The 13,940-nt window shown below is 41.4% G+C and carries 13 protein-coding genes; all 13 read right to left on the reverse strand.

Annotation, left to right across the window (positions count from 1 at the left end; all coding sequences use genetic code 11):
• Nucleotides 1-14: 14 nt before the first annotated feature.
• Nucleotides 15-1,190, reverse strand: a complete 1,176-nt coding sequence (gene thiI, locus ABVZ64_RS03130) for a tRNA uracil 4-sulfurtransferase ThiI (RefSeq protein WP_352399597.1) — start codon at nt 1,188-1,190, stop codon at nt 15-17.
• Nucleotides 1,191-1,202: 12 nt separating this feature from the next.
• Nucleotides 1,203-2,351: a cysteine desulfurase family protein gene (locus ABVZ64_RS03135; protein ID WP_352399598.1), complete on the reverse strand. Its 1,149-nt coding sequence runs from the start codon at nt 2,349-2,351 to the stop codon at nt 1,203-1,205.
• Nucleotides 2,352-2,363: 12 nt separating this feature from the next.
• Nucleotides 2,364-3,089, reverse strand: a complete 726-nt coding sequence (locus ABVZ64_RS03140; protein WP_352399599.1) for a 16S rRNA (uracil(1498)-N(3))-methyltransferase — start codon at nt 3,087-3,089, stop codon at nt 2,364-2,366.
• Between the two features lie 3 nt (nt 3,090-3,092).
• Entirely contained in the window at nt 3,093-4,070 is a 978-nt protein-coding gene (gene prmA / locus ABVZ64_RS03145) for a 50S ribosomal protein L11 methyltransferase (protein WP_352399600.1), read from the reverse strand.
• 236 nt (nt 4,071-4,306) lie between these two features.
• Nucleotides 4,307-5,041 carry a nucleotidyltransferase family protein gene (locus ABVZ64_RS03150; RefSeq protein ID WP_352399601.1) on the reverse strand — a complete coding sequence of 245 codons (735 nt, stop codon included), beginning with the start codon at nt 5,039-5,041 and terminating at the stop codon, nt 4,307-4,309.
• A 16-nt stretch (nt 5,042-5,057) separates the two neighbouring features.
• The gene (locus ABVZ64_RS03155) at nt 5,058-6,044 is read right to left on the reverse strand and encodes an RluA family pseudouridine synthase (protein ID WP_352399602.1); all 987 of its coding nucleotides are present in this window, start codon (nt 6,042-6,044) and stop codon (nt 5,058-5,060) included.
• Between the two features lie 11 nt (nt 6,045-6,055).
• Nucleotides 6,056-7,160 (reverse strand): peptide chain release factor 2 gene (gene prfB, locus ABVZ64_RS03160; RefSeq protein ID WP_352399603.1). Its coding sequence is split into 2 segments (ribosomal slippage): nt 6,056-7,084 and nt 7,086-7,160, totalling 1,104 coding nucleotides; the frame shifts between segments, so codons are not numbered across the junction.
• 61 nt (nt 7,161-7,221) lie between these two features.
• Nucleotides 7,222-7,836 carry a cysteine peptidase family C39 domain-containing protein gene (locus ABVZ64_RS03165; RefSeq protein WP_352399604.1) on the reverse strand — a complete coding sequence of 205 codons (615 nt, stop codon included), beginning with the start codon at nt 7,834-7,836 and terminating at the stop codon, nt 7,222-7,224.
• Between the two features lie 21 nt (nt 7,837-7,857).
• The gene (gene secA, locus ABVZ64_RS03170; protein WP_352399605.1) at nt 7,858-10,431 is read right to left on the reverse strand and encodes a preprotein translocase subunit SecA; all 2,574 of its coding nucleotides are present in this window, start codon (nt 10,429-10,431) and stop codon (nt 7,858-7,860) included.
• A 273-nt stretch (nt 10,432-10,704) separates the two neighbouring features.
• On the reverse strand, nt 10,705-11,349 hold the full coding sequence (locus tag ABVZ64_RS03175; RefSeq protein ID WP_352399606.1) for a potassium channel family protein: 645 nt from the start codon (nt 11,347-11,349) through the stop codon (nt 10,705-10,707).
• A gap of 12 nt (nt 11,350-11,361) precedes the next feature.
• Nucleotides 11,362-12,708 (reverse strand): TrkH family potassium uptake protein, encoded by a 1,347-nt coding sequence (locus ABVZ64_RS03180; protein WP_352399607.1) that lies wholly within the window; start codon nt 12,706-12,708, stop codon nt 11,362-11,364.
• 28 nt (nt 12,709-12,736) lie between these two features.
• The gene (locus ABVZ64_RS03185) at nt 12,737-13,306 is read right to left on the reverse strand and encodes an HD domain-containing protein (RefSeq protein ID WP_352399608.1); all 570 of its coding nucleotides are present in this window, start codon (nt 13,304-13,306) and stop codon (nt 12,737-12,739) included.
• Nucleotides 13,306-13,890, reverse strand: a complete 585-nt coding sequence (locus ABVZ64_RS03190; protein ID WP_352399609.1) for a thymidine kinase — start codon at nt 13,888-13,890, stop codon at nt 13,306-13,308. The genes ABVZ64_RS03185 and ABVZ64_RS03190 overlap by 1 nt, the downstream gene beginning before the upstream one ends.
• Nucleotides 13,891-13,940 lie beyond the last annotated feature (50 nt).

Below are 13,940 nucleotides of genomic sequence, written 5' to 3' on the forward strand. Positions count from 1 at the left end.
TCTTTTTCCTTGAATTATAATTCAATAATTTCTGCCTTTTGAACGGCTTCTTCCAAAAGACGGTCAAGCTCTGTCAATCGCCGTTCAGACTTCTCGATAAAGCTCAATCTAGGCTTGGTTACAGGATGCTTTGCCACAAAGACGGTACAACAATCCTCATAAGGTCTTGCGGAAATTTCAAAGGTCCCGATTTTCTGGGCAAGATTAACAATTTCTTGCTTGTCCATACCCGCCAATGGACGAAGTACAGGCATCTCACAAACAGCATTGATGGCATAAATCCCCTGCATGGTTTGGCTGGCAACCTGACCAACGCTTTCACCAGTAATTAACGCCATAGCATCATCTTTTTTTGCAATCATTTCACCTGCACGCATCATGGCGCGTTTTAAGTGAATTGTCAGCTTATCATGGGCAACATTATCCAACAAATACAACTGTAATTCTGTAAAAGGTACCACATACAAGCGGAATTCCCCCGTAAAATCAGCAATTCTTTTTGCCAAGTCAATAACCTTTTCCTTTGCCCATTCACTGGTATAGGGAGGGCTATGGAAGTAGACCCCCTCCACCTCAACACCACGTTTTGCCATCATCCAAGTTGCAACAGGGCTATCAATTCCCCCTGAAAGAAGACTAACACCCTTGCCAGAGCTACCATAAGGTAAACCACCATAGGTTTTTACCACTTTAGAATGAAGATAAACGCTGTTTCTAATTTCAATGTTTAATACGACGTCAGGTTTATGAACATCTACCTTTAAGTTAGGCATACGTTCTAATAAATACCCCCCAACTTCTGCATTCACTTCCATAGATGGCATTGTAAAGCCCTGATTTGCCCTTCTTGTGTTCACTTTGAAGGAAACCTCTCTATCACCATACAGCTCCATCATATGGCGGTAGGACTCCTCTAAAATCGTTTCTAGAGTCATGCCTGCCAGCCTAACGCCGGGACACACAGCAACCAAACCAAAGATAGGCTCAATACGAGGGATCAGTAAGTCATAATCTAGCTCCCCGCCCCTATCTTCCACAATCAATCTGCCTGGGTCTCTCACCACATAATAATTACCCAGTGGGTCAATATTCCTGCGGATTGCTGAGATTAGGCGGTTAATAAAAATATAACGATTATTGCCTCTCATAGCAATCTCACCGTACTTTACAATTAAAACCTTTTCTGCCATAACTATCCCCTTTTATCTGTTATATTTTCTTAAAAACGGCACCAACTCTTGCAATGCCCCTAAACAAGTTTCTATTTCCTCCATGGTGTTATAACGACAGAAACTAAAGCGAATGGCACCCTCAATTTCTGAAAAAGGCATTCCCATTGCAGTCAGCACAGGGCTACCCACTTTTTTCTTGCTATCGCAAGCAGAACCAGCGGAAACAAAGATTCCTTTGCTCTCTAGGGCATGAAGCAACACTTCACTGCGTAATCCTTTAAATGTTACATTCAAAACATAGGGACTGGCTAAATCTGAACTATCACCATTGATCTGTGTGTTGGGCATTGCCAAAATGCCTTCTGCCAAAGCCTTTTTCAACTGAGCCACATGGGTAATGCTTTCTTTCAGATTGTTAAATGCTTCCTCAGCAGCTACGCCTAACGCCGCCACCCCAGGACCATTTTCTGTACCTGCTCTTTGACCCTTTTGCTGACCACCCCCAAGAATCATGGGTTTTACCTTGGTGTTCTTACGCATATATAACATACCCACACCTTTGGGGCCGTGAATTTTGTGTCCACTCATGGTCAATAGGTCAATTTTCATTTTTTCCACATCGATTGGGTACTTACCAAAGGCTTGTACGGCATCCACATGAAATAATGTCTGAGGATTCTTCTCTTTGATCAGCTTACCAATGGCCGCCGCATCCTGCGCAACCCCAGTTTCATTGTTTACCAAAATCACGCTAACCAATACCGTATCGGGGCGAATGGCTTCAGCCAACTCCTCCAGAGAGATATGCCCTTCTTTATCTACGGAAAGCCAAGTCACCTGGCTGCCATCTTCCTCCAAGGCCTTCATGGGATTCTTTACAGCCGGATGCTCAATCTGCGTTGTAATAAAATGTTTCCCATGGCGGCGATATCCAGCCGCTGTGCCCAATATGGCCCAATTATCGCCCTCGGTGCCACCACTTGTAAAGAAGACTTCATCTTCTTTACAGTGAATACCACGGGCTAAAACTTGGGCAGCATGACGAATTTCTTTTTCTACAGCCAACCCCATAACACTTACAGAGGCGGGGTTTCCAAACTGTTCACACAACATGTAAGTCATTTTTTCTGCCACAGCAGGCAAAGCCCTTGTTGTTGCGGCATTATCCAAGTAAATCATGTTACGCCCTCCTTACCCTAATTCGTACAACAGAATGGCTATGGAAGTCATACCCGCTGTTTCTGTCCGTAAAATCCGCTTGCCAAGGGTAATAGGTAATACCCCTTCCTCCACAGCAGATTGTACCTCCTCTTCCGTAAAACCACCTTCAGGCCCAATAAATACGCCCACATCTTCCCCAAAAAATCCGGCTACAAAGGAACGAATGCCCCTATCAGCTTCCTTTTCATAAGGTATGATTGCTCCCGACAGTTCTTTTGCTTCTGCCAAAGCTTGAGAGAAGGATAAAACCTTTGGTGCAATTTCAGGAATTTTACCTCGGCCACTTTGTTTGGCTGCGGCCTCAGCAATTTTCTGCCAGCGTTCTAGCTTTTTTTCTTCCTTTTTATCCAGCTTTACAATGCATCTTTCTGTAGAAACCGCTACGATTCGGTCCACACCCAATTCAACACACTTTTGGATAATTAGTTCCATTTTATCAGCTTTTGGTAACCCCTGATAAAGAGTGATTTTTGTTTTTGGCTCAGATACACACTTCTCTTGGCGAATTATTTCACCAACCACTCCTTCTTCCAAAGAGATAATACGGCAAAAATAATCAGTCCCCAAACCATCGCAAACCGTAATTTCTTCCCCTTCACGGGCGCGTAAAACGGTTTTAATATGCTTCGCATCTTCCCCCATTAAATGAATATAGTTTTGCTGTATTTGATGAGATTCAACAAAAAATTTCGGCATATCTTATCCCTCATATCTAGCCGCAATGGCTACCCAACCTTTTTTCTCCTTCACTTCCAACACAGCATATCCCTCTATGGACAAGGCTGCTAACACATCTTCTTTACGCTCTGTTATAATACCACTGCAAAGGAAAATACCCCCATCCTTGATATAGTTGGGAACTTTTTTGGTCAGCATAATAATCACATCTGCAACAATATTGGCTTCTACCATATCATACTTCTTGCCACTATATTTTTCATGAAGGGCTTCATCTTCCAGTATATTTCCTGCACAAACATGATACTTCTCTTTGGGAATATAGTTCATGTCGCTGTTCTCATAAGCAATTTCAATTGCATTGGGATCAATATCAACGGCATCCGCCTCCTTTGCATCCAACAAAAGAGAAGCAATTGATAAAATACCACTGCCACATCCAATATCCAAAACCATGTCATCTTTTTGCAAGTAAGTTTCAATTAATTGCAGACAAAGCTGTGTTGTTTCATGGGTGCCTGTCCCAAAAATATGGCCAGGATCAATTTTCAATACCACTTTATCAGTGGGCTCTGTTAACTCCTCCCAAGAGGGTCTAATCATAATTTTATCACCAACAGGAAACGGCTTAAAGTATTTTTTCCAGCTGTTTGCCCAGTCCTCCTCCTGTACATTTTTCATGGTCATTTCCAAGGAACCCAAATCCAGTTCTTTTTCCTGCTCCTTGAGAACTGACAAAGCACCCTTAATTTGTGCCAACTGTTCTCTTCCATACAGGTTATCTCTTAAGAAAAAAGTAATCCCTGTTTCTAGGTTTTTCTTTTCTTCCACCAACTCATCTGAAACATAGTCCCAATCCCTATTGGGGGCTTCCAAAAACTCTTGAAAGTCCGCCTCGTCACTAATCATAAGTCCAGTCAATGCACATTCATATAATACACCTGCAACAGGCTCTAGCCCTGTTTGGCTTACCGATACAAAAACTTCAATCCACTCCATGGTTTTTCTCCTTTTTTCCCTCGCCAAATCCCTAGGGTTTCCATAACGATTTTACAAAGATACTAAATATTTTTGCTATGCTGTTTTTCAGTCGCAAAGAAACGGTTCAATGGCCACTTCTCCGCAACATGAAAAAGCCGCTGGGACGCACTCTCATAAAGAAGCAACTTAATTACTTCCTTACGGGAGAGCATCAAGCGGCCCTTTCCCTATCAGTCGCCGCAATTGCGTCGGACTTAACCCTCGAAAATCTTACATACCTCATGATAGCTTTCTGGGGTACCAATATCATAGCATTCACCAGAGAATGTATAGGCATATACTTCCTTTCGGTGATATAACCACGCCGGAAAATTCCCCGGTGCATCCGGCTTGTTTCCCTCTGCCAAATAGGTATCAAAAAGAGGTACGGTTTCTTTTTTATATAAGTATGCGGCAAACACAACCGTATTAGATTTCGGGTGTTTTGGTTTTTCCTCAATATCAAGCACCATTCCTTTTTCATCCAAAAGAGCAATGCCAAATTGAGAAAGAGAGGTATCATCCTCCCAAACCTTAACACAAACGCAGTCTCGTTCCTTTTCATGAAAAAAATCTACATAGTCTCGCAATGAATAGGTAAAGAAATTATCCCCCGCCATTACCATCAACTCGTCATCGATTTTCTTTTGCTCGATAACAAATGAAATATCCCCAATGGCCCCTCGTTTATTACTATCGTCTGTTGTTCCATCATCCAAAATGCAGATCGGCACTCTACTTGTTGTTGTTTTTGCCCAGTCCAAAAACTGGTCATAAAAACGGCTATTGGTAACCACATAAATCTCATCAAGTCCATCTACATGGTTCATTTCTTCAATAATATAATCAATAATAGGCTTTTTATTAATCGGAAGCAAAGCCTTAGACTTATGCAAAGTTAAAGGGTAAAGCCTTGTCGCATAGCCTGCTGCCAGTATAATGGCTTTCATGATTGCGCCTCCTTCTTTAATCTAACTCCACGTCTTCCCCAAAAATTTCCTCAACAATCTGCTGGAAAACCTTAGGTAATGGTGCAACTAGCGTTTTTCCCTTTAAATAGGCCAATGACCCCCTTGTGTCAGAAAAAACTAATTTTGCGCCATGCAAAAACTGATTTGACAGTGCAAAATCTTGCCTAAATTGCTGGTTTACCTTTAAGTCTCCATATTTTCGGTCTCCTACAACAGGGTGACCTATCGACTGCATATGGGCACGAATTTGATGGGTCTTTCCTGTAATTAGGTGAATTTCCACAAGAGTAAAACCATTGTTATATGCCAACGGACGGTAACGGGTAATGCTTTCCTTCCCATCTATCCCTGCCTCATTTGATATTCTAACCTGATTTTTCCCCTCATCTTTAGAAAGAAAGGCGGAAATTTCACCGGCATTTCTTACCTCACCCTTTACCATCGTTAGGTAGTATTTATCTACCTGCTTGTTACGGATGGCCTCATTCAACCCTTGAACGCCTTTTAGGGTTTTGCCCGCTAGCACGATTCCGCTTGTATTTCTGTCCAAGCGATTGCATAACGCTGGGGTAAAGGCAGACTGAGGCGAAGGAACATACTGCCCCTTTTCGTAAAGATAAAATAATACCTGATCAATTAACGTGTCCTTATCATCGCTTTTTTCCGGATGTGTCAAAAGTCCCGCAGGTTTGGCTACTGCTAAAATATCATCATCTTCATAGACAATGCCGAAATGGCGCTTAGCCTCAGCGATTACTTTCACCTCCATAAAAGAAGCAATTGTTTCTTCAGAAAGATACAGCAAAAGGGAGTCGCCCGCTTGGAGCAACTCATTTCCTTCTGCTTTTTTTCCATTAAATTTGATACGCTTTTTGCGTAGCATTTTATAAATAAAGGCTTTTGATGCCTTATTCATATATTTTAGCAGGAATTTATCCAGCCTTTGGTTTTCTTCGTTTTTGGTAATCTTGATCTCTTTCAAAGCTCTCTCCTTTAGCTATGAATCCAAGCAAGATATGCACTGATAAAGCTGTCGATTTCGCCATCCATCACTGCGCCTACATTACCTGTTTCTTCGCTTGTACGATGATCCTTTACCATGGTGTATGGCATAAATACATAAGAACGTATTTGGCTGCCCCAACCAATTTCTTTAATATCCCCTCGGATTTCAGCAAGTTTTTGCATCTGCTCTTCGATCTTTAAAGCCAAGAGCTTACTCTTCAGCATTTTAAATGCTCTTTCTTTATTGCTAAACTGGCTTCTTTCATCCTGGCACTGCACCACAACACCCGTAGGGAAGTGTGTAATACGGATGGCAGAAGAAGTTTTATTGACGTGCTGACCACCGGCACCACTGGCACGATAGGTATCGATACGGATATCATCAGCCTTTACTTCAATTTCATTGTCGTTTTCAATTTCAGGCATAACATCGCAAGATGCAAAAGATGTATGTCTTCTACCAGAACTATCAAAAGGTGAAACACGAACCAAACGGTGAATGCCCTTTTCTGATTTTAAATAACCATAAGCATTCTCTCCGTTGACCTGAATGGTAACAGATTTTAACCCTGCTTCATCCCCATCCTGCATGTCCAAGATTTCCACTTCATAACCTGCCTTTGCAGCCCATTTGCTATACATACGGAACAACATATTAGTCCAGTCACAAGCCTCGGTGCCACCTGTGCCAGCATGAAGGGTAACAATGGCATTATTACGGTCATATTCGCCATCAAGCATTGTGGCAATGTGCAACTCGTCGTATTCCTTCTCGAAGGTATCACGCATTGTTTTTACTTCTTCATAAACACTTTCGTCCTGCTCCTCAATACCCATTTCGATTAATGTCAGGATGTCTTCATAGGTGGTAACTAGATTTTCATATCTACCCACCTTTGTTTTCAATGCTTTTAACTGTTGTAATGTCTTCTGACTCTTTTCCAAATTCGACCAAAATTCAGGGTCAGCAGAAAGCTCTTCTAACTCGGTTATCTTCTCCTTGGCGCAAGCGACGTCAAAGTGAAGCCCCCATTTCCTCTAATTTTTCGTCGTAAGCAGAAAGCCCAAGACGGATCTGTTCTAACTCGAACATTTAAAAATCAACTCCTTTAAATTGAATTTATATTGATAAACTTAACGTTGTATCCAATAATTTAGAATTCCTTTTTGCCAAACGCAATATAATTACCAGAAAACGACGCCTCAAATTCCTCAATGGATACCCAATGCGCCTGCCAATTATATTCCAAAAAACAGGATGGATGATGTACCAAAAAAGCCACCAACTCTCCCTCTTCATCAAACTTACAGCCATAGGCAACCACTAAGTGTCCACCTTTTTGAAAAATGTTACCTTCATCATCAGGTTTTCCCCCAGCAAATCGGGGAGATACTGAAATAATACAAGGTACCCCCTCCAAAATCTCTGCCATAATGTCTAAGGCACTCTTTCCTCTATGGGTAATACCCATAAGTCCATAGTCTACCGCCATATTGGCCAAGCCCTGATGAATCCAACCAACACCTGGCTTATAAGCCTCTTGGATAATGCCTTTATGAATCATCGTTCCCTGTCCTTCACAGCAAGGTTTACCTAGTTGCCCCAAAAAACCATCGATGACCATTCTTAAGGATGCTATGCCACAACCTCGCATTTCCCAGCTTAAACCTTCCTCAAAATCCAAAAAACCATCTGTCTCCCAGCTCTCCTCAGTCACCCTTTGGGTGTAAAAAGGTATGGGAAAGGGTATTTCTATGATTTTATTCATATCATCCCTCCAAATGAAATTTTATCTACCACAGCACTGCTTATACTTCTTTCCGCTACCGCAAGGGCAAGGATCGTTTCGACCAACTTTTTCATCGCTACGTTTTTTAGGCTGTTTTACAGCGGAATCATCCTTGTTTGTAAACATAGGCTGTTCTACTTCTTCTCTTTTCACTTCAGTCTGAATACGAATACGATACAAAATTTTTAATGTATCTTCTTGAATGTTACGGCTTAGTTCGTCAAACATATCATATGCTGCAAATTTGTATTCCATCAAAGGATCTCTCTGTGCATAAGCATGTAAACCAATACCCTGACGCATATGATCCATTTCATCGATATGATCCATCCACTTCTGATCGATCACTCGAAGCATAATGACTCTTTCCAGCTCACGCATACGCTCTGGTTCGCCGATTTCCTTTTCTTTCATCTGATATAACTGCTCTCCAAGCTTGGTTAGATTTTCTTTTAACTTGTCCTTGGTCATTTCTGCCAAAGCATCTTCTTTAATGTTTATTTTACCCACAGGAATAATAGCAGCAAAATGCTCACTAAAGGATGCCATATCCCAATCTTCTGGCAATTGTTCATCACCAATATGGGCATCTATGCAGCGACCAACAACCTGACGAATCATGCCAATGATACTATCCCGCAAATCTTCGCCATATAATACACGGCGGCGTTCACCATAAATAATTTCTCGCTGTTCATTCATAACCTGGTCATACTCCAGCAAGTGCTTACGGATCGCGAAGTTGTTACCCTCCACTTTCTTCTGTGCATTTTCGATTGCCTTTGTTAACATACCAGCTTCAATGGGTTCATCTTCACTCATGCCCATGGCATCTACCAATTTCATAGTTTTTTCTGCACCAAACAAGCGCATCAAATCATCTTCCAAAGAAATGTAGAAACGAGATTCACCAGGGTCACCCTGACGACCTGCACGGCCACGCAACTGGTTATCAATACGTCTGGATTCATGCCTTTCTGTACCAATGATTTTCAAACCGCCGATTTCAGCAACGCCTTCACCCAGCTTAATATCCGTACCACGGCCTGCCATATTGGTTGCAATGGTTACCGCACCCATTTGTCCTGCAAGGGAAACGATATCCGCTTCCTGCGCATGATACTTAGCATTTAATACCTGATGCTTGATACCCTCTCTTTTCAACAGCTTGCTTAATTCCTCGGACTTATCTATGGTAACTGTACCAACCAAAACGGGTTGACCCTTTGCATGGGCCTCAGCAATTTCTTTTACAACAGCACGGAACTTACCAGCCTCTGTACGATATACGACATCCTGCATATCTTTTCTCTGCACAGGTCGGTTTGTGGGGATTTCCACAACGTCCATACCGTAAATATTGCGGAATTCTTCTTCTTCCGTTTTTGCTGTACCAGTCATACCAGCTTTTTTGGTATATTTATTAAAGTAGTTCTGGAATGTAATGGTTGCTAGGGTTTTGCTTTCCCTTCTTACCTGCACATTTTCCTTAGCTTCAATTGCCTGGTGCAGACCATCGGAATAACGTCTGCCAGGCATCATACGGCCTGTAAATTCGTCTACAATAACGATTTCGCCCTCTGCAATAACATAATCTTTATCCAAGTGCATATTGTAATTTGCTTTTAGCGCATTATTGATATGGTGCTGCAACTCTAAGTTTTCTGGGTCAGAAAGGTTATCTACGGAGAAAAATTTCTCTGCTTTTTCCACGCCTTCCTGAGTCAATACAACAGACTTCGCCTTTTCATCCAAAACAAAGTCGCCTTCCTCTTGCAACTCTTCTTTCAGCAAGGGATTCATTGCTTCATCTTCATTTAAGATACGGCCTTTTTTCAGCTGTTTTACAAAAATATCTGCAACACGATATAAGTCAGTAGACTTTGAACCGCTACCGGAAATAATCAAAGGAGTTCTTGCCTCATCAATCAAAACGGAGTCAACTTCGTCGATGATAGCAAAATGCAATTCTCTTTGCACCATGCTTTCTTTTCTAACCACCATGTTATCACGCAAATAGTCGAATCCAAATTCATTGTTTGTACCATAGGTAATATCACAAGCATACGCTGCCCGTCTTTCATCGTTGTCCAAACCATTTAAAATACAGCCTACGGTTAAGCCAAGGAATCGGAATACTTCCCCCATCCACTGGGAGTCACGCTGTGCCAAGTAATCGTTTACAGTAATAACATGAACGCCTTTGCCTTCTAATGCATTTAAGTATGCAGATAAAGTTGCAACCAAGGTTTTACCTTCACCTGTTCTCATTTCGGCAATACGTCCCTGGTGCATAACGATACCACCCATTAACTGCACGGGGAAATGGCGCATATTTAGTACATTAGGGCGGGAAGCCGCTTCACGTACTACTGCATATGCTTCAGGCAGTAAGTCGTCCAAAGTTTCGCCTTTTGCCAATCGTTCTTTGAATTCCTGTGTTTTGCCTCTCAATTCCTCGTCTGTCAAGTTCTCATATTGAGGAGCTAACGCTTCGATCTTCTTAACAATTGGCGTGATGCGCTTAATCTCTTTTTCGCTATAACTGCCGAATATTTTTTCTAAAAAACCCATCTGGTCCACCTCATTCTTTCTTGCTGCCCAAAAACGGGCAGACTTTTACATTCTCATAGTTTAACATTAGAATACCCCCGTAGGCAAGGATAATTTGCCTAATTCGGGGGTTCTTAACAAAGATTTAAATTTTATAGCAAATCCTTCCGTAAACTTATTTAAATTATGGAAATGCTTCCGAATATTAGACGTTGGGTATCATTAAATTGTTCCAGATAAAACCAAAAGCCTCCCTAGAACCAATCACCAGGATGGAATAACAAAATCAATTCATCATTCTATGACCTTTCTAATGTCGTCAATGTGTCCCAATACCATAAGATGCTCCTCTGGGCGAAAGGGATGGTCAATTCCCGGCATGGGAAATATTTGATCTCCTATTTTGGTTGAAATAATATTCATATGATATTTATTTCTAAAATCTAACTGGCGGATTGTTTTTCCAATCCACTCTGGCAAAGGTTGAATCTCCATAATATAAAAATCACCAGAAATCTCAATACAATCAAAAATACTGTCGGAGCTGGCCCGAATGGCAATACGTTCAGCACCATCCTTCTCCGGATAAATTACCTCATCAGCACCATTACGCAGTAAAAATTTTGCCTGTATATCTTCATCCGCTTTACTATAAACCATTTTAGCCCCCAACTCCTTTAAAAGGCTTGTTATCTGTAAGCTGTTTTGAAAGTTAGTGCCCATGCATACAAAGCAAGCATCAAAGGAGGCCACATCAAAGCTACGCAGCACATCTGGATTTGTGCAGTCACCAATTTTTGCACTAGTGACATAACGAAGCATATCCTCTAGATTCTCTGGGTTTTGATCGACTATCATAATCTCACAATTTTGTCCTGCAAAACTCCGACACAAATGATGACCAAAAGAACCCATGCCAATGATTAAAAATGCTTTCATACTTTCTCACCTTTATCCAATCATAATTTTCTCCGTGGGTAACGTAATTGGTGGTTTTGCCTTTTTTTCTAGCAAAGCAGTTGCCAAAGATACACTTCCTACACGCCCTAAAAACATCAACAGCGTGATCACACAAGCTGAGGCTGTGGTTAATTCTCTGGTAATTCCCGTGGACATACCCACAGTGCCCATGGCCGAAAACACCTCAAATAGCACATCCGTAGCTGCCAAAGGCTGAATTGCACAAATGCACAGTGCACCAATTAATGCAAAACCAAGGTTGATTGTAAAAATAGAAACCGCCTTTTGCAAAGCATCAACCTCCAAGGTTCGACCAAAAATAGTGGCTTGCCCAACACGCCTTGCACCTGAAATCATATACAATACCAAAACAACAATAGTGGTGGTTTTAATTCCGCCAGCAGTTGAGCTAGGGCTACCTCCAATGAACATCAATAACATGGATAATATTTTGCTACCCTCACTTAAACTTGCCGTATCAATGGTATTAAAGCCTGCCGTCCTGCACGTAACGGATTGAAATAAAGCTGTCAAAACACTTTGTTTGAAACCCACTTCTGCACCAGTGGCTCTGCCCTCTAAAATATAGAACAGCATTGCTCCGCCAAATACCAAAACAGCGCTACAAGCTAAAACAATTTTTGTGTGTAAGTAATATCGTTTCCATCTCAAACGATGATGGTATATATCATCCCAAACCAAAAATCCTATGCCACCAATGATGATTAAAGACATAATAGTTATATTAACCAAAAGATCATCACCATAAGAAACCAAAGAATGAAAAGGTGCTTTTACACCCATTAAATCAAATCCTGCGTTACAAAAAGCCGATATAGAATGAAACACACTATAAAACAAGCCCTTTCCAAAGCCGAATTCAGGGATAAAGCGAATTGCCAATAACAAAGCCCCAATAGACTCAACCAAAAAAGTCCCTGCTACAATCTTTCGGGTTAGGGTAAGAATGCCCCCCAATTGACTGGCATTAATACTTTCCACCATTACCTCACGTTCTCTCAGGCTTATCTTGTGGCGCATCAAAAGCATAAACCGTATTCCTATGGTCATAAACCCCATACCACCGATTTGAATTAATATTAGAATGACAACTTGCCCAAACAAAGTCCAATGGGTACTTGTGTCCACAACGACAAGGCCTGTTACGCAAGATGCGGAAACAGCAGTAAACATAGCCTGCAACAACGAAGTGTTTCCCTCCACCGAGGAAATGGGTAATAACAGTAATATTGTTCCTACAGCTGCAACCAAAAAATAACCCATAGCAACAATTTGCATATTAGATAGGCGTAGACGCTTTGTTTTTTCATTTATCATAAGAATAAAACCACCCCCGTTTTTGGGTTTAAAAACGTTCTGTTTCTATCTTTCTTTTTGTATGTTCTACTGCTTCTAATCGCAATTGCAAAAGCGTCGGATCTGCTTTTTCAGCCTCTACCATGCCATAGGTTTGGTTCAACCCATATTCTAAGGGAAGCCAACTAGATAGGGGCGCTTCATTATGCTGAATGACCGCCTCAAGCTTGTCCAAAGCCTTATATATTTTTGCCTCTTTCGTCTCAAGGGCCAACATCTCATGGAACAAAGATAAAAACTTATCCCTTTGGGGCTGAGGCAAAGTTTCCATCAAACGAAATACCATTTCATCTTCATGGGCAGAATCCGCCTTTGTTTTTAGAAATGACGGAATATCTCCTGTTATAGCCTCTCCCAAATCATGGAGAATACACATCCTAATGATTTTATTAAAATCTGCATCAACAATTTCGTCCTCCAGCAAAAGGGCCATTAATGATACTCGCCAGCTATGTTCTGCAACACTTTCCGGTCTGCCTTTGCTTGTAACAGAGTGCCTTGTGTTATCCTTTAAATTTTCTGCCACATGGACAAAATCAAAAAATTCCTTTTTCGTCATCACTCTATCTCCTTTTTAGTTGCTTTTTTCCAACAACGATAGCACATTGGTCGATAACTTTCATTCCCACCCAAATAAACTTGCTCTCCTTGGGTAACAACGGTCCCCTTTTGATCCAATCTAGCGTTCACTGTGGCTTTTTTTCCACAGGCACATACTGTTTTTAGCTCTGTGATAGAGTCTGCCAATTCCAATAACCTTGCACTACCAGGAAAAAGCCTTGTTTGAAAGTCAGTCCTAAGACCAAAGCAAAAAACAGGAACATTATAGGTATCCACTATATCCCTAAGCTGTTCCACCTGCCCAGGAGATAAAAATTGCGCCTCATCTACGATGATCACCTCGAAGAATTCCTTCTCCCTTTGCTTAAAAATGGCAAACAAATCTACATATTCATCAATGGCTTCTGCATTTTGCTCCAAACCGATTCTACTTTTTACCACGTTTAGGCCATCCCTAGTATCTCGTGAAGGTTTCAAGAGCCAAACCCTCATGCCCTGTTCCTCATAGTTGAATTTTGTTATTAGGGCTTGTGCAGACTTGGAACTTCCCATCACACCATATCTAAAATATAATTTTGCCATGCTTATCCTCCAATACTATTCCCAATCTTTCTGTTCTTCATCATATCATA

The sequence above is a fragment of the Anaerotignum sp. genome, from assembly GCF_040307045.1.
GTDB lineage: Bacteria > Bacillota > Clostridia > Lachnospirales > Anaerotignaceae > Chakrabartyella.